This window comes from Streptomyces sp. NPDC001157, assembly GCF_053598255.1.
Genome location: NZ_JBSFJW010000049.1, coordinates 39,879 through 56,252, shown reverse-complemented (window position 1 = coordinate 56,252; position 16,374 = coordinate 39,879). Strand labels below are relative to the sequence as shown.

The following is a 16,374-nucleotide window of genomic DNA, read 5'->3' as shown; positions in this document are numbered from 1 at the left end:
GCGATGATGTACACCTCTGGATGGCCGAAGAACCAGAAGAGGTGTTGCCACAGCAGCGCGCCGCCATTGGCCGCGTCGAAGACATGCGCACCGAACTTCCGATCCGCCTCCAGCGCGAACAGCGCGGCGGCGAGGACGGGGAAGGCGAGCAGGACCAGCACCGCGGTCAGCAGCACGTTCCACACGAAGATCGGCATGCGGAACATGGTCATGCCGGGTGCGCGCATGCAGATGATGGTGGTGATGAAGTTGACCGCACCGAGGATCGTGCCGAAGCCGGAGAAGGCCAGACCCATGATCCACAGGTCGGCGCCGACGCCCGGCGAACGGACCGCGTCCGACAGCGGGGAGTAGGCGAACCAGCCGAAGTCGGCCGCACCCTGCGGGGTGAGGAAGCCGCCCACGGCGATCGTCGAGCCGAACAGGTAGAGCCAGTAGGCGAACATGTTCAGCCGCGGGAACGCCACGTCGGGCGCGCCGATCTGCAGCGGCATGATCCAGTTGGTGAAGCCGGCGAACAGCGGCGTCGCGAACATCAGCAGCATGATCGTGCCGTGCATCGTGAACGCCTGGTTGAACTGCTCGTTCGACATGATCTGCAGACCAGGTCGAGCCAGCTCGGCGCGCATCAGCAGCGCCATCACGCCGCCGATCAGGAAGAACGCGAACGACGTGACGAGGTAGAGCGTCCCGATCGTCTTGTGGTCAGTGGTGGTGAGCCACTTGATGACGACGTTGCCGGGCTGCTTGCGCCGGACCGGCAGCTCGTCCGTGTAGTGGGACTCCGCCGCGGCGCCCTGGGGTTCGTTGACGATGCTCACAGGTTGTTCGTCTCCCGGTTCTTCTCGTGGCTCGTCTGCGCGATGCCGGCGGGAACGTAACCGGTCTGCCCCTTCTTGGCGAGTTCCTGGAGGTGCTTCTCGTAGCGGTCCGGGGAGACGACCTTCACGTTGAACAGCATCCGGGAGTGGTCGACGCCGCAGAGCTCGGCGCACTTCCCGAGGAAGGTGCCCTCCTTGTTGGGGGTCACCTGGAAGGCGTTGGTGTGGCCCGGGATGACGTCCATCTTCATCAGGAACGGCACCACCCAGAAGGAGTGGATGACGTCGCGCGAGGTCAGGACGAAGCGGACCGTCTTGCCCTTGGGCAGCCACAGCGTCGGGCCCGGGTTGCCGGTCTGCGGGTTCCTCGTGGCCGGCGTACCGACGTCGTAGACACCGCCGGCGTTCGCCGGGAACTCGTTCTTGAACCGGTCCGGAATGGCGGCCAGGTTCTGGTCGGTCTTCGCGTCACCGGTGACACCGGGCACGGGCTCGATGTAGTTGAAGCCCCAGCTCCACTGGAAGCCGACGACGTTCACAGTGACGTCGGGCTTCTTGTCGGAGAGGCTGAGCAGCTTCGACTCGTCGCGGGCCGTGAAGTAGAACAGCACCGAGACGATGACGAGCGGAACGACCGTGTACAGCGCCTCGATCGGCATGTTGTACCGGGTCTGCGGAGGAACTTCGACCTTGGTGCGGCTGCGCCGGTGGAAGAAAGCACTCCACAGGATCAGGCCCCACACCAGCACGCCGGTGGCCAGCGCGGCTGCCCAGGATCCCTGCCACAGGGAGAGGATCCGCGGAGCCTCTTCCGTGGTCGGGGTGGGCATACCAAGGCGGGGGAAGTCCTTGTATGTGCAACCGGTGGCGGTCGCCAGGACCAGGCCCGCGGTCATTGCCTGCAGCAGCTTCCGCCGCATCGGGCGCCGCGGCGAGCGGTCGGAGCCGTTGGGACTCACGTAGCGCCTTCCCGAGAGTCTCGCCCGCGCGGTTGGCTGCGGCCTGCCTTCTTCGGTGGTCGGTCGCCGCCCTGCGTCGGGCAGGGGTTTGGATGTTTATGCGGACCAAACCCTAGCCGACGCTCTTCGGGGGTTCGCGGGGAGGGGTGCCTAGTCACTCCGTGGGTTCGCTGGATTGGCGGCTGCGGGTGCGTGGGGGCTGGTCGCGCAGTTCCCCGCGCCCCTTTAGGGCGTTGCAGTGAACGGCGGTTTAGCGTTGCTGTGTGGGCTACTTCGACGCTGCTTCCAGTGCTCCTCTTCATCCTGTCGCCCGGCAGGCCCTGCTGGCCTCTCTGGACGAGGGGTGGGCCGACCCGGCGCGGTTGTACCGAGAGGGGCGGCGGGCCCGGATGCTGCTGGATGCCGCGCGGGAGGCTGCCGCCGAGGGCGTGGGGTGCCGTCCTGACGAGCTGGTCTTCACCTCATCCGGCACTCGGGCCGTACACAGCGGTGTCGCGGGGGCGTTGGCCGGGCGTCACCGGATTGGCCGTCACCTGATCGTGTCGGCGGTCGAACACTCTTCGGTGCTCCATGCGGCTGACGCGCACGAGGCCGGCGGTGGGAGCGTCACGCAGGTCTCGGTGGACCGGCGGGGCCGGGTGACGCCGGAGTCATACGCCGAGGCCCTGCGCCCGGACACCGCGCTGGCGTGCCTCCAGTCCGCCAACCACGAGGTCGGGACCGTGCAGCCGGTGGCCGAAGTGGCTGCCGTGTGCCGGGCGTCCGGCGTGCCGTTGCTGGTGGATGCGGCGCAGTCGCTGGGGTGGGGGCCGGTGGAGGGTGACTGGTCGCTGCTCACGGCCAGTGCGCACAAGTGGGGTGGGCCGTCCGGGGTCGGGCTGCTCGTCGTGCGGAAGGGTGTGCGGTTCGTGTCGCAAGGGCCTGCGGACGAGCGGGAGTCGGGGCGGGCCGCCGGGTTCGAGAACCTGCCCGCCATCGTTGCGGCCGCGGCCTCGCTGCGGGCCGTGCGGGCGGAGGCGGAGCAAGAGGCGGTACGGCTGCGGGAGCTGACGGAGCGGATCCGGGTGCGGGTGCCGCGGTCGGTGCCGGACGTGGAGGTGGTCGGGGATCCGGAGCGGCGGCTGCCGGGGATCGTCACCTTCTCCTGTCTCTATGTCGACGGGGAGACACTGCTGCATGAGCTGGACCGGGAGGGTTTCTCCGTCTCCTCCGGGTCGTCCTGCACCAGCAGCACACTGACGCCCAGCCATGTGCTGAAGGCGATGGGGGTGCTGAGTGAGGGGAATGTGCGCGTTTCGCTGCCGCTGGGGACGGCGGAGGAGGACGTCGAGCGGTTCCTCGCGGTGCTGCCGGGGGCCGTGGCGGGGGTGCGGGAGAAGCTGGGGGCGCCGGTTCCGGCGCCGACCGTGCGGGAGGACGACGCCCTGGTCGTCGACGCCCTCGGCAAGCGCTGCCCGATTCCCGTCATCGAGCTCGCCAAGGTGATCGGGGACGTGCCGGTGGGCGGCACGGTGCGCGTCCTGTCCGACGACGAGGCGGCGCGGCTGGACATCCCGGCGTGGTGCGAGATGCGGGGCCAGGAGTACGTGGGTGAGGAGCCGGCGGACCACGGTGCCGCGTACGTGGTCCGCCGGGTCTCGTAGGTCAGACCAGGTGCTTCTGGACCTCGGCGGCGGCCTCGTCGCCGTAGGCCTTGGTGAAGCGGTCCATGAAGTGGGCGCGCCGCAGGGTGTACTCCTGGGTGCCGACCGTCTCGATGACGAGCGTGGCGAGCATGCAGCCGACCTGGGCGGCGCGCTCCAGGGAGACGCCCCAGGCGAGGCCGGAGAGGAAGCCGGCGCGGAAGGCGTCGCCGACGCCCGTGGGGTCGGCCTTGCGCTCCTCCTCCGCGCAGCCGACCTCGATCGGGTCCTCGCCGACGCGCTCGACGCGGACGCCGCGCGAGCCGAGGGTGGTGACGCGATGGCCGACCTTGGCGAGGATCTCGGCGTCGCTCCAGCCCGTCTTGGACTCGATCAGGCCCTTCTCGTACTCGTTCGAGAAGAGGTACGTGGCGCCCTCCAGCAGTATCCGGATCTCGTCGCCGTTCATCCGGGCGATCTGCTGGGAGAAGTCGGCGGCGAACGGGATGGACCGGGAGCGGCACTCCTCGGTGTGGCGGAGCATCGCCTCCGGGTCGTCGGCGCCGATCAGGACCAGGTCGAGGCCGCCGACGCGGTCCGCGACGGTCTTCAGCTCGATCTGGCGGGCCTCGCTCATGGCGCCCGTGTAGAAGGAGCCGATCTGGTTGTGGTCGGCGTCCGTGGTGCACACGAAGCGGGCGGTGTGCAGGGTCTCGGAGATACGGACCGAGTCGGTGTCGACGCCGTGCCGGTCCAGCCAGGCGCGGTACTCGTCGAAGTCGAAGCCGGCGGCGCCGACCAGGATCGGGGCCGTGCCGAGCTGCCCCATGCCGAAGGCGATGTTGGCGCCGACGCCGCCCCGGCGTACGTCGAGGTTGTCGACCAGGAAGGAGAGCGAGACCGTGTGCAGCTGGTCCGCGACGAGCTGGTCGGCGAAGCGGCCGGGGAAGGTCATGAGGTGGTCGGTGGCGATGGAGCCGGTGACTGCGATGCGCACGGCGGGGACTCTCCTGTGGGAGACGAAATGACAGTTCACGCTACCGGGTCGTAGCGGAGGGCTGAAGGGGGTCTCTGAAGTGGCCAGAACTACCCGATAGTAGATCTTTCTTCACCGGCTTCGACGTGCATACGGTTCCGCTATGACGAACCTGAAGGTCCATGCCCCGGTCCCGGTCGACCTGGAAGGCGACCTGGCGTCGCTGCGCGGCGACTGCGCCCGGATGGTCCCCCACTGGACCGCCCCCGACCGCATCACCTCCCGCCCGGTCTCCCCGTCACTCATCCACGGCGTGATCGTGCCGCCGAAGTCGGCCCGCCTGCTGGACTCGATGTCGGACTACGGCGACTGAGTACGGCTCCGTGGTCCACTGCGGCCCGGTGGCCCGGGCCGGCGCACGTCAAGGGAACCGCGCGCTCCTCCGCTGCGTCCCATCGCCGTCCCCCGCGAAGGGGATGTGCGATACGACCCTCCAGCAGGCCGTTTTGACAGGGCCGGGTCAGGGTCACAGGACAGCTGTGCAGCCGAAGGAGCGATGCGGTGAACACCGAGCGACCCGACAACGACGCCCCGGACGAGAACGGCACCGCCGGCTCCGTCGAGGAGCAGGGTGCCGTGGAGGAGCAGGGCGCCGCTGCGGGCGCCGGGCTTCCGGGCGTCACGGAGGGCGATGCGGACGCTCCTGGGGAGGAAGCCGCGACCGAGGGGGAGGACGCCGAGGTCGAGGCGACCGCGCCGGTCGAGGAAGCCGCCGCAGCCGAGGCCACAGAGGCCGACGAGGACACCGGCGCCGAGGTTCCGGCAGCCGAGGAGGGCGGCACTGAGGTTCACGACGCCACCCCCGATCCGGACGCGGAGGAACCCCCTCCGTCCCGCCGCCGCTCCCCCGTGCTCATCGCCTCCGTCGCCGCCGCCGTGCTGCTGGTGGGCGGTGGCGGGGCGTACCTTGCCGCGTCGGCCTCCGGCGGGTCCGGTGGTCGTACGGAGTCCGGTGCCTCCGGTGACGGGACCACTCCCCCGCCGCTTGCGCTCGACGGTTACTCCGAGAGTGGTACGAACGGGATCGCGCCCGGGGAGCCCAACCCGTACGGCGTGCGGTACAAAGCCGACGGCGCCCTGCCGGACGGGCCGGACTCGGCGCCCGTGTACCGGGCGGCCGGCGAGGTCACCAAGGACGAGGTGGCACGGCTGGCCAAGGCCCTCGGGCTGGACGGGGCGCCGGTGGCGCAGGGGCAGGCCTGGCAGGTGGGGCCGGCCAAGGACGGATCCGGGCCGAGCCTGGTGGTGGACAAGCAGGCGCCGGGCACGTGGACGTTCCACCGGTACGCGGCCGGCACCGATGCCTGCCAGAGCGTCACCGCGTGTACGAAGGATCCCGTGAACCCGGCCGGTGCCACGGTGAGCGAGGCCGCCGCGAAGAAGGCCGCGGCGCCGGTGCTGAAGGCGGTCGGTCAGGACGACGCGAAGGTGGATGCGAGCCAGATCATGGGCGCCCAGCGGGTGGTGAACGCGAACCCCTTGGTCGGCGGGCTGCCCACGTACGGCTGGACGACCGGGCTGACCGTCGGCTCCCAGGGCGAAGTGGTGGGCGGCAGCGGGCAGTTGAAGGCGCCGGTGAAGGGCGACACGTACCCCGTGCTGGGCGCGCAGAAGACGCTGGACCTGATGAACTCGGCGCCCACGACCGACCACCGCATGGGCATCGGCGGCTGCGCCAGTCCCGTACCGCTGAAGGACCGGCTGGAGGCGCCGTGCGGGCAGTCGACGTCCGGGACGGGCGCGACGCCGCAGAAGCAGACCGTCACCGTCGGCGACGCGGTCTTCGGGCTGGCCGTGCATGCGGTGAACGGGCGGCAGGCGCTGGTGCCGTCCTGGCTGTTCCAGGTGAAGGGCGCGGGCGCGCAGAACGGCTTCACGGTGACGTATCCCGCCGTCGACCCGAAGTACCTGGCCTCGAACTCGACGACGCCGTCCGGGGAGCCCACCCCGTCGGCGAGCGCGCCCGGCGACGGGCCGTCCTCGGCGCCTGCCACCCGTGACGTCAAGGTGGACTACTACACCACCGACGGCAAGGAGCTGAGCCTGGGCTTCACCGGCGGTGTGTGCGCCGACTACAGGGCGACGGCGAGCGAGAGCTCCGACAAGGTGACCGTGAAGGTGACCGAGACGCCCTGGAAGGGCAAGATCTGCATCATGATCGCCAAGGCGATCGACCAGACGGTGCACCTGGACGAGCCGCTGGGCGACCGGAAGGTCGTGGGCACCGACGGCAAGGAGATCCAGCTGCCGAACCCGGGGCAGCGGCTGCCGGGGCAGACGACCGGCGGAGTGCAGTAGCCCGCTGGACACGCGAAGGCGGCGGCCCTGTCGGAGGGGGCCGCCGCCTTCGGTCTGTTCGGTTGTCCAGCAAGCCGAGAGGGCTTAGCTGAAGGAGTCGCCGCAGGCGCAGGAGCCCGTCGCGTTCGGGTTGTCGATCGTGAAGCCCTGCTTCTCGATGGTGTCGACGAAGTCGATCGACGCGCCGCCCAGGTACGGGGCGCTCATACGGTCGGTGACGACCTTGACGCCGCCGAAGTCCTTGACCACGTCTCCGTCGAGGGAGCGCTCGTCGAAGAAGAGCTGGTAGCGCAGGCCGGAGCAGCCGCCGGGCTGAACGGCGACACGCAGGGCCAGGTCGTCACGGCCTTCCTGGTCGAGCAGGGCCTTGACCTTCGCCGCGGCGGCGTCGGACAGGATGATGCCGTCGGTGACGGTGCTGGTCTCGTCCGATACGGACATCTACATCTCTCCCGGGTTGTACGGAGACTGCTTGCCGACTGGTGCAACCGGCAAGGCCGCGGATTCATTCCGGGCCGGGCGCCTTTTTCGGCGCCTCCTTCATGCTCGCACATGCGATGGCGGGCGGAAAACGGCTCATCGGGATTCATGTCACATCGACGCTATGACCATCGTCAAACTGACGTGAAGCGGGTTATGATAGATAGCGTCAGTTAGACGAGAAGCGTGTCCGCAGTACCTCCAGCAGAACCTCCCGCAGAACAGAAAGGGTGCGTGTCGTGACCACCGCCCAGACCCCGGAGCTCGACGTACAGCCGACTCCTCTCGCCCTGCTGCTGCTCGGCCGCGAGGCCGACCCGAAGAGCGAGCGGGGCGTCGAGTGCCCCGGCGACCTGCCGTCCCCGTCCGACCCGGACCTGGTGGCGCGCGCCCGCGCGGCCAAGGAGAAGCTCGGTGACAAGGTCTTCGTGCTCGGCCACCACTACCAGCGCGACGAGGTCATCCAGTTCGCCGACGTCACGGGTGACTCGTTCAAGCTGGCCCGGGACGCGGCGGCGCGTCCGGAGGCCGAGTACATCGTGTTCTGCGGTGTGCACTTCATGGCGGAGTCCGCGGACATCCTGACGTCCGACGACCAGAAGGTCGTCCTGCCCGACCTCGCGGCCGGGTGCTCGATGGCGGACATGGCGACGGCCGAGCAGGTCGCCGAGTGCTGGGACGTGCTGACCGAGGCCGGGATAGCCGAGCAGGTCGTGCCCGTCTCGTACATGAACTCCTCCGCGGACATCAAGGCGTTCACGGGCAAGCACGGCGGCACGATCTGCACCTCCTCCAATGCCAAGAAGGCCCTGGACTGGGCCTTCGAGCAGGGCGAGAAGGTGCTGTTCCTGCCCGACCAGCACCTCGGCCGCAACACCGCCGTCCGCGACATGGGCATGTCCCTGGGCGACTGCGTCGTCTACAACCCGCACAAGCCCGACGGCGGGCTGACGGCGGACGAGCTGCGCGCCGCGAAGATGATCCTGTGGCGCGGCCACTGCTCGGTGCACGGCCGGTTCTCGCTGGACTCGGTGAACGATGTGCGCGAGCGCATCCCGGGCGTGAACGTCCTGGTCCACCCGGAGTGCAAGCACGAGGTCGTGGCCGCGGCGGACTACGTCGGCTCCACGGAGTACATCATCAAGGCCCTGGAGGCCGCGCCCGCCGGTTCCAAGTGGGCCATCGGTACGGAGCTCAATCTCGTACGACGGCTGGCGAACCGTTTCGCGCCCGAGGGCAAGGAGATCGTCTTCCTCGACAAGACGGTCTGCTTCTGCTCGACCATGAACCGCATCGACCTGCCCCACCTGGTGTGGGCGCTGGAGTCGCTGGCCGAGGGCAACCTGGTCAACCGGATCGAGGTCGACAAGGAGACCGAGGCGTTCGCGAAGCTGGCGCTGGAGCGGATGCTGGCGCTGCCGTAGTCCTCGGTGCCCCTGCTCTCACCCCGAGACGGGTTTCCGCTCGGGGTGCGCGGGGTCGAGGGTGAAGAGCGTGCCGTCGGGGCTGGGGACCAGCAGGGCGCCCTGGTACGGGAGCGGTTGCGGTCGTGGGCCGCTGACCTCGCTCACTCGGTCCGCACGCGGGGTGGACTCCCACAGGAGACTCCCCCTGCGGGCATCGAGGGCCGCGACGCGTCCGCCGGCGCTGGCGACGAACACGCTGCGGCGCCCGTCGGCCACCGGTGCGCCGGGCTGCTCCAGTGTCGTCGCCGTCCGCCACAGGCGCGCGCCGGTCAGCGGCGAGAGTGCAGTCACCTGGCCGCTGGAGGTGGAGAAGCAGAGCACGCCGTGCACCAGGGTGCCGAGCCCCTGCTGCTCCTGGGCCAGTCCGGTGGTACGGGTGCTGTCGTCGGCGGGGTCGACCAGCACAGCCCGGGTGTATCCGTTGTCCTGAGCGGTCGGAGCGCTCCTACGGGGTTCGAGAAAGACAAGGCGGCCGTCCAGAGTTCCCACATAGGTGGCGTTCACCGCAGGCGCCGACCGTAGCCGGCGTATCGAGCCGTCGGAGGTGTCGACGGAGAGGAGCACCCGGTGCGCGCCGGAGACGGTGTGGTAGTCGACGCAGTCCGCGTAGAGGCGGCCGCCGTCCGCGAGGAACGCGCAGCGGTGACCGGCCGGCATCGGCATCGTCCAGCGCGCGGTGCCATCGCGCGGTGAGCGTGCCGTCACGGCCGATCCGTCGGGAGTGAGCAGGAGACCGCCGACGAGTTCCGCGTCCGCCAACTGGTTCCGGATCTGCCGCGCCCACAGCCGTTTGCCGTCGCCGGTGGCGAACGCGGCGACGGTGATCGTCCCGTCGGTGCCCGCGGCGTTCATGACCCCTTCCTGCACGAACACCACACCGTCGCGCACGGCGAGTACGGAGGCGCCGTAGCGGTCGAGAGGCGTGTCCCGGGGGGTGATCGCGGCCCGCCAGAGGGTGCGGCCGGTCGAGGCGTCGACACGGACCGGCAGCACTCTGTCGCCGGCACAGTAGACGGACCCACCACCTGGCACGCAGGACGGCAGCATCGTCACGGAGCCGTTGCCCTCGGGGTCCGCCGCCGGAGCCTGCTTCACTCCCTGGGCGGCGGTCGCGTACAGCGTGGTCTGCCAGGGCCGCCATCCGGCCGGGAGGGCTGCCCAGCGGCCCGCCGAGGCACTCGGCGAGGGCCCTGCCTCTGCTGCACCGCCGCCCCGGAGCGGTCCGAGGAAGTACGCCATGAGCGCGATCACCAGCACACCGGCCGTCGACACCAGCACCGGTATCCGGCGGTTGCGGGTCCGTGGGGCGGGCGCGGCGGGCTCCGGGTCGGCGGCCGGGGGCATCGTCGGCTGCGGATCCGCGCGGCGCTGGGGCACCGTGGGCACGTCGCCCGGTGCCGGGTCCGGCAGGGCCGTCACGAAGGCATGCGCGAGTTCGTCCAGGCCGGGGCGGGCGGCCGGCTCCTTGGCCAGACAGCGGGACACGACCGCGCGCAGCGACGGGGACACCGCGTCCAGCTCCGGTTCCTCGCTCATCACCCGGTACGCCGTCAGATAGGGGCTGTCGGTGTCGAAGGGGCCGCGTCCGGTCGCCGCGAACACCACCAGGGCGCCGAGCGAGAAGACGTCCGAGGCCGGCCCCACCGAGCGTGCGTCCACCAGCTGTTCGGGGGACATGAAGGGCGGGGTGCCCATCATGTGCCCGGTCTCCGTCAGCGTCAGGTCCCCCACCGCGCGCGAGATGCCGAAGTCGATGACGCGGGGGCCGTCCTCGGCCATCAGGACGTTGGCCGGCTTCAGGTCGCGGTGCACGACCCCGGCGCGGTGGATGTCACGCAGCGCCTCCACCAACCCGAGGACCAGACGCCGCAGTTCGGCGCCCTGAAGCGGGCCGTCGGCCCGGATGCGGTCGGCGAGCGAGCGCCCGGGCACGTACTGGGTGGCCATCCAGGGCAGCTCGGCCTCCGGGTCCGCGTCCACGACCGGCGCGGTGAAGGCGCCGCTCACCTTCCGGCAGGCCGCGATCTCCTGCCGGAAGCGGGTGCGGAACACGGCGTCCGCGGCGTACTGGGCGTGCACCACCTTGACGGCGACCTCACGGCCCGACCGGGACCTCGCCCGGTAGACGACGCCCATGCCGCCGGACCCGAGCCGGTCGACGATCCGGTACTCGCCCAGCGACCCGGGATCTCCCTCGTACAGTGCCACCGCCCCGTTCCCCCTCCCCCGCAGAGCAGTTCCGGATCACAGAATATGAGAGCCCTGTGAGGAAGGGGACGCAGCTGCGAGTGGATCAGACTCCTGCCGGCTCCGGCTCCGGCACCGGCGTGCCGGTCTTCGCTGCCTTCTTCGCCGCCCGCTTCTTCGCCCGCCGCTCCTTGCGGAGCTCCAGCATCGCGTACAGCGTCGGGACCAGGAGGAGGGTCAGGAGTGTCGACGTGATCAGGCCGCCGATCACGACCACCGCCAGGGGCTGGGCGATGAAGCCGCCCTCGCCCGTGACTCCCAGGGCCATGGGGAGGAGGGCGAAGATCGTCGCCAGTGCCGTCATCAAGATCGGGCGGAGGCGGTGGCGGCCGCCTTCCACCACGGCCTCGACGACGCCGTAACCCTGCTTGCGGTACTGGTTGATCAGATCGATCAGCACGATCGCGTTCGTCACCACGATGCCGATCAGCATCAGCATGCCGATCATCGCGGGGACGCCCATCGGGGTGCCCGTGACGACCAGCAGGCCGATCGCGCCCGTCGCCGCGAAGGGGATGGAGACCAGGAGGATCAGGGGCTGGGCCAGGGACCGGAACGTCGCCACCAGCAGCATGAAGACGATCGCGATCGCCGCCAGCATGGCCAGGCCCAGGTTCTTGAACGCGCTGTCCTGGTCGGACGTGACGCCGCCGATCTCGGCCGTGGCGCCCGCCGGGAGCTTCAGGGTCTTGATCTTGGACTGGAGCTTGGTGCTGACCGCGCCCGTGTTGTCGCCCGTCGGCTTGGCGGTGATGGTGGCGGCTCGTTGGCCGTCGATGCGGGTCATCGAGACCGGGCCGTCGACCAGCTGCACCGTGGCGATGTCGCCCAGTTCCACCGGGCCGAGCTGGAGGTTCTTGAGCTGGTCCAGGGTGGTCGCCGGGGTCGCCGACTTGATGACCACGTCACGCTCGGTGTCGTCCAGGATCGCCTTGGCTGCCGTGGTGCCCTTCACTGCTTGGGCCACCGCCGCGCCCAGCGTCTGGTCGTTGAAACCGGCCGCCGCCGCGCGGGAGTTGGCCTTGACCGAGATGCGCGGCACGCTCTGTGAGAGGTCACTCGTCACGTCCGTCACGTGGTCCAGGCCCGTCACTGCCGCACGTACCTGTTCCGCGGCCTTGCGCAGCACGTCCCCGTCGGCCGCCTTCACGACCACGCTCAGGTCCTGGTTGCCGAAGCCGTCACCGGCCGAGACCGTCGTCGTACCGATGCCGGAGAGCTTCTTCAGGCCCGACTCGATGTCGTCCTGGACCTGTGTGGCCGACGCGTCGTCCGCCAGCATCACCTGGTACGACGCGTGGTTGGTGGTCGTGCTGCCGCCGAAGGCCGCCATGAAGCCGGACGAGCCGACCGTCACCTGGTAGTCCTTGACGCCCTTCACCGAGGCGAGCAGCTGCTCCACCTTCTTCGCCTGCTCGTCGGTCGCCGCCAGGCCGGTGCCCGGCTTCAACTCCTGCTTGACGGTGAGGACTTCCTGCTCGCCCTGGTCGAAGAAGTTCGTCTTCAGCAGCGGCGCCATGCCGAAGGTGCCCACCAGGATCACCACCGCCAGCAGCACGCTGGTGAGGCGGCGGCGGGTCGCGAAGCGCAGGACGGGGACGTAGACGCGCTGGAGTCGGCTTCTCGTCTCCTTCTCCTCCGCCTTGCGGCGGGCCGCTTCCGCGTCCTCCGGTGTGCCCTTCGGGGCGCGTAGGAACCAGTACGACAGGACCGGTACGACCGTCAGGGACACGACGAGCGACGCCAGCAGGGCCGCCGTCACCGTCAGGCTGAACGGGCCGAACAGCTGGCCCACCATGCCACCGACCAGGCCGATCGGCAGGAAGACGGCGACCGTGGTGAGCGTCGAGGACGTCACCGCGCCGGCCACCTCGCGGACGGCGTTCAGGATCGCCGCCTGGCGCTCCTCGCCGTAGCCGAGGTGCCGCTTGATGTTCTCCAGGACCACGATCGAGTCGTCGACGACCCGGCCGATGGCGATGGTCAGCGCGCCGAGCGTCAGCATGTTGAGCGAGAGGTCGCGCGTCCACAGCACGATCAGGGCCAGGACGACCGAGAGCGGGATGCTCACCGCCGTGACCAGCGTCGAGCGGACCGACGCCAGGAAGACCAGGATCACGAGGACCGCGAAGAGGAGACCCAGCCCGCCCTCCGTCGTCAGGCCGCTGATGGCCTTCGAGACCGCCGGGCCCTGGTCGCTGACGACCGTGATCTTCGTTCCGGAGCCCAAGTCCTTCCGGAGACCCGGGAGTTTGTCCTTGACCGCGTTCGAGATCGCGACCGCGCTGCCGTCGTGGTCCATGGTGACCGTCACGGCGAGGGAGGGCTTGCCGTCGGTGCGGGTGATGGAGTCGGCGGTGGCCTGCTGCTGCTTGACGGTGGCCACGTCACCCAGGCGGACCGGGATCGGCTTCTTGGCCGCCGCCGGCGTGCCCTCGCCCGTGACCATGAGGTCCTCGATCTGGGCGAGCGAGGTGAAGCCGCCGCCCACCTGGACGGTGCGGTTGTTGCCGCCCTCGTCGAAGGAGCCGGCCGGGACGGTCGCGCCGCCCGCCTGCAGGGCCTGGGACAGCGCCTGGGTGGTGAGGCCGGCCTTCGCCAGCTTCTTGTCGTCCGGTGTGACGGTGACCTGCAGGTCGCGTACACCGTCGACCGTGACCCGGCCGACGCCGTCGATGCCCTTCAGGTCCGGTACGACGGTCTTGTCGAGCTGGTCGGCGAGGGCCTGCTGGTCCTTGCCGGAGGTGACGGCGAGGACGACGGTCGGCATGTCGTCGGTGGAACCGGCGACGACCTGCGGGTCGACGTCGTCCGGGAGCTGGGCGCGGGACCGGTTGACGGCCTGCTGGACGTCGGCGACGAGCTGCTTGGTGTCGTTGCCGTAGTCGAAGGACGCCATGATCACGGCGTTGCCCTCACTGGCCGTCGAGGTGACGCCCGAAATGCCGTCCACGGCTTCGAGGTTGTTCTCGATGGGCTCCACGACCTGCTTCTCGACGACGTCCGGGGACGCGCCCTGGTACGGAGCGAGGACGGACACCACGGGCAGTTCGATGGAAGGCAGCAACTGCTGCTTGAGCTGGGGTATCGCGATCGCTCCGAAGGCGAGCGCGATGACGGACATCAGCCCGATCAGGGCACGTTGCGCGAGGCTGAATCTCGACAGCCAGGACATGGATGAAGGATCTCTTTCTTCTGTGAGCGGCAGGAGTTCACACGCCGACGCACATGTGAGCGCCCGCCCCTTCACCCTGAGCCATCGGAACTCGGTGATCCGTAGGCCCCAGGTCCATTTCCTTATACGGCGCATACTCCGGCCGCAGTACGGCCGGGTAGAGCTCACTCCACCCTTGGACGTACCAGCCCCGACTCGTACGCGATCACGACCAGCTGGGCCCGGTCGCGCGCGCCCAGCTTGGCCATGGCCCGGTTGACGTGGGTTTTTACCGTGAGCGGGCTGACCTCCAGCCGCTCGGCTATCTCGTCGTTGGAGTGGCCGCCGGCCACCTGGACCAGGACCTCGCGCTCGCGGACGGTGAGCGCCTCCAGACGTTCGGCGCGGGTGGGGTCGCGGCCGTCGTCGCCCTGGGCGAGGAAGCGGGCGATCAGGCCCTTGGTGGCGGCCGGGGAGAGCAGCGCCTCGCCGCCGGCCGCGATCCGGATCGCGTTCAGCAGTTCGTCCGGCTCGCTGCCCTTGCCGAGGAAGCCGGAGGCGCCGGCCCGCAGGGACTGCACGACGTAGTCGTCGACCTCGAAGGTGGTGAGGATGACGATGCGGACATGGGCGAGGGTGGGGTCGTTGCTGATCATGCGGGTGGCGGCGAGACCGTCGGTGCCGGGCATCCGGATGTCCATCAGCACGACGTCGGCCCGCTCCTCCCTGGCCAGCCGTACCGCCTCCGCGCCGTCGGAGGCCTCGCCGACGACCTCCATGTCGGGCTCGGAGTCGACGAGTACGCGGAAGGCGCTGCGCAGCAGAGCCTGGTCGTCGGCGAGCAGGACGCGAATGGTCATGCGGTTCCCCCCGTGGTGGCCGTACGGGTCTTGACCGGCAGGATCGCATGGACGCGGAAACCGCCGCCGTAGCGGGGGCCGGTGGTGAGGGTGCCGCGCAGGGCGGTGACGCGCTCGCGCATGCCGAGCAGGCCGTGGCCGCCGCCGTTGTCGGGTTCGCTGGCGGGAGCGGTGTCCTCGCGGCTGCCGTTGTCGAGGACCGTGACCTCGATGTTCGGGCCCACGCGTACGACGCTGACCTCGGCCTTCGCCTCCGTACCGGCGTGTTTCTGGACGTTGGTGAGGGCTTCCTGGATGACGCGGTACGCGGCCAGGCCGACGGCGGCGGGCAGCGTGGTGCCGTTGTCGGCGCGGGCGACCTCGACGTGCAGGCCGGCGCTGCGGAAGGTGCCGACGAGTTCGTCGAGGCGGTCCAGGCCGGGGGCGGGTTCGGTGGGGGCCTCGGGGTCGCCGGACTGGCGCAACAGGCCGACGGTGGCGCGGAGTTCGTTCAGTGCGGAGCGGCTGGCCTCACGGACGTGGGCGAGGGCCTCCTTGGCCTGGTCGGGGCGCTTGTCCATGACGTGCGCGGCGACGCCCGCCTGGACGTTGACCAGGGCGATGTGGTGGGCGACGACGTCGTGCAGATCGCGGGCGATGCGGAGGCGTTCCTCGGCGACCCGGCGGCGGGCCTCCTCCTCACGGGTGCGTTCGGCTCGCTCGGCGCGTTCGCGGATGGCCTGGACGACGGCTCTACGACTTCGTACCGCGTCCCCCGCGGTGGCGCCGATGCCGGTCCAGGCGAAGACGCCGAGGTTCTCCTGGGCGTACCAGGGGAGCGGGCCGAAGAGCATGGAGGCGCCGGTGAGGACCGTCATCGTCAGCAGGCCGAGGCGCCAGGTGGTGGGGCGGTCGGTGGTGGCGGCGACGGTGAAGAGGGCGATCACCGCGGACATGGCGACGGGGGCCCGGGGGTCGCCCACGACGCACTCGACGAGGGAGACGGTGCCGGTGAGGGCGAGGACCGTTCGGGGGGCGCGGCGGCGGAAGACCAGGGCGAGGGCGCCGAGGACCATGAGGACGAGGGCGAGGGCGTCAGGGGTGCGGACGCCCCAGGTGACGCCGTTCTTGCCGTGCGGGTCGACGAAGGAGCCGGCCACCATGCAGGCGAGTACACCGGCCGCCAGCGTCGCGTCCAGCGCGAGGGGGTGCGCCGTCAGGCGACATCTCGTTCGTTCCAGGGTGCCGCTCACGTTTGAACAGTACGGCGTCCCTGCGGGGCTTGGAACGGGGGTCAGCTGCGGCTTCGTTTGTCGCACCCGGCGGTGACGTGCCCGCACTGGGGGCTGCCGCCCCCAGGCCCCCGCTTCGGCCCCGAAGGGGCCTCGTCCTCAAACTCCCCCACTCTCGGCTTCGCTCGAGCGGGGGGGGACCCCCACGACGGGCTGGTGG

General features: G+C 70.2%; 12 protein-coding genes. 4 read left to right on the top strand and 8 right to left on the bottom strand.

Annotated elements, in window-relative coordinates; all coding sequences use genetic code 11:
• Positions 1 to 821: cytochrome c oxidase subunit I (locus ACWDAG_RS43575; RefSeq protein ID WP_450701111.1), on the bottom strand; the 821-nt coding region annotated here is incomplete at its 3' end.
• Complete coding sequence (ctaC, locus tag ACWDAG_RS43570; RefSeq protein WP_450701110.1) at positions 818 to 1,780, bottom strand: aa3-type cytochrome oxidase subunit II; 963 nt, start codon at positions 1,778 to 1,780, stop codon at positions 818 to 820. The genes ACWDAG_RS43575 and ctaC, both read right to left, overlap by 4 nt.
• A gap of 263 nt (positions 1,781 to 2,043) precedes the next feature.
• Between ctaC and ACWDAG_RS43565 the strand changes: the two genes are divergently transcribed.
• Positions 2,044 to 3,423, top strand: a complete 1,380-nt coding sequence (locus tag ACWDAG_RS43565; RefSeq protein ID WP_450701109.1) for an aminotransferase class V-fold PLP-dependent enzyme — start codon at positions 2,044 to 2,046, stop codon at positions 3,421 to 3,423.
• A gap of 1 nt (position 3,424) precedes the next feature.
• Here the strand turns inward: ACWDAG_RS43565 and ACWDAG_RS43560 are convergent, their stop codons facing one another.
• Entirely contained in the window at positions 3,425 to 4,399 is a 975-nt protein-coding gene (locus ACWDAG_RS43560) for a carbohydrate kinase family protein (protein WP_450701108.1), read from the bottom strand.
• A 142-nt stretch (positions 4,400 to 4,541) separates the two neighbouring features.
• Between ACWDAG_RS43560 and ACWDAG_RS43555 the strand changes: the two genes are divergently transcribed.
• Positions 4,542 to 4,751, top strand: a complete 210-nt coding sequence (locus ACWDAG_RS43555) for a hypothetical protein (RefSeq protein WP_450701107.1) — start codon at positions 4,542 to 4,544, stop codon at positions 4,749 to 4,751.
• Positions 4,752 to 4,939: 188 nt separating this feature from the next.
• On the top strand, positions 4,940 to 6,736 hold the full coding sequence (locus ACWDAG_RS43550) for a hypothetical protein (protein ID WP_450701106.1): 1,797 nt from the start codon (positions 4,940 to 4,942) through the stop codon (positions 6,734 to 6,736).
• Positions 6,737 to 6,820: 84 nt separating this feature from the next.
• Here the strand turns inward: ACWDAG_RS43550 and ACWDAG_RS43545 are convergent, their stop codons facing one another.
• Positions 6,821 to 7,177, bottom strand: a complete 357-nt coding sequence (locus tag ACWDAG_RS43545) for an iron-sulfur cluster assembly accessory protein (RefSeq protein WP_030582488.1) — start codon at positions 7,175 to 7,177, stop codon at positions 6,821 to 6,823.
• A 278-nt stretch (positions 7,178 to 7,455) separates the two neighbouring features.
• Here ACWDAG_RS43545 and nadA point away from each other — a divergent pair, with 278 nt between their 5' ends.
• The gene (nadA, locus tag ACWDAG_RS43540) at positions 7,456 to 8,640 is read left to right on the top strand and encodes a quinolinate synthase NadA (RefSeq protein WP_450701105.1); all 1,185 of its coding nucleotides are present in this window, start codon (positions 7,456 to 7,458) and stop codon (positions 8,638 to 8,640) included.
• Between the two features lie 18 nt (positions 8,641 to 8,658).
• Here the strand turns inward: nadA and ACWDAG_RS43535 are convergent, their stop codons facing one another.
• The 4 genes from ACWDAG_RS43535 to ACWDAG_RS43520 all read right to left on the bottom strand — a co-directional run bounded on the left by ACWDAG_RS43535 (position 8,659) and on the right by ACWDAG_RS43520 (position 16,175).
• The gene (locus ACWDAG_RS43535; protein ID WP_450701104.1) at positions 8,659 to 10,890 is read right to left on the bottom strand and encodes a protein kinase domain-containing protein; all 2,232 of its coding nucleotides are present in this window, start codon (positions 10,888 to 10,890) and stop codon (positions 8,659 to 8,661) included.
• Between the two features lie 85 nt (positions 10,891 to 10,975).
• Positions 10,976 to 14,104, bottom strand: coding sequence for an efflux RND transporter permease subunit (locus tag ACWDAG_RS43530; protein WP_450701103.1), 3,129 nt, complete (start codon positions 14,102 to 14,104; stop codon positions 10,976 to 10,978).
• A gap of 164 nt (positions 14,105 to 14,268) precedes the next feature.
• Complete coding sequence (locus ACWDAG_RS43525; RefSeq protein ID WP_450701102.1) at positions 14,269 to 14,943, bottom strand: response regulator; 675 nt, start codon at positions 14,941 to 14,943, stop codon at positions 14,269 to 14,271.
• On the bottom strand, positions 14,940 to 16,175 hold the full coding sequence (locus ACWDAG_RS43520; RefSeq protein ID WP_450701101.1) for a sensor histidine kinase: 1,236 nt from the start codon (positions 16,173 to 16,175) through the stop codon (positions 14,940 to 14,942). The genes ACWDAG_RS43525 and ACWDAG_RS43520 overlap by 4 nt, the downstream gene beginning before the upstream one ends.
• Positions 16,176 to 16,374: the final 199 nt, after the last annotated feature.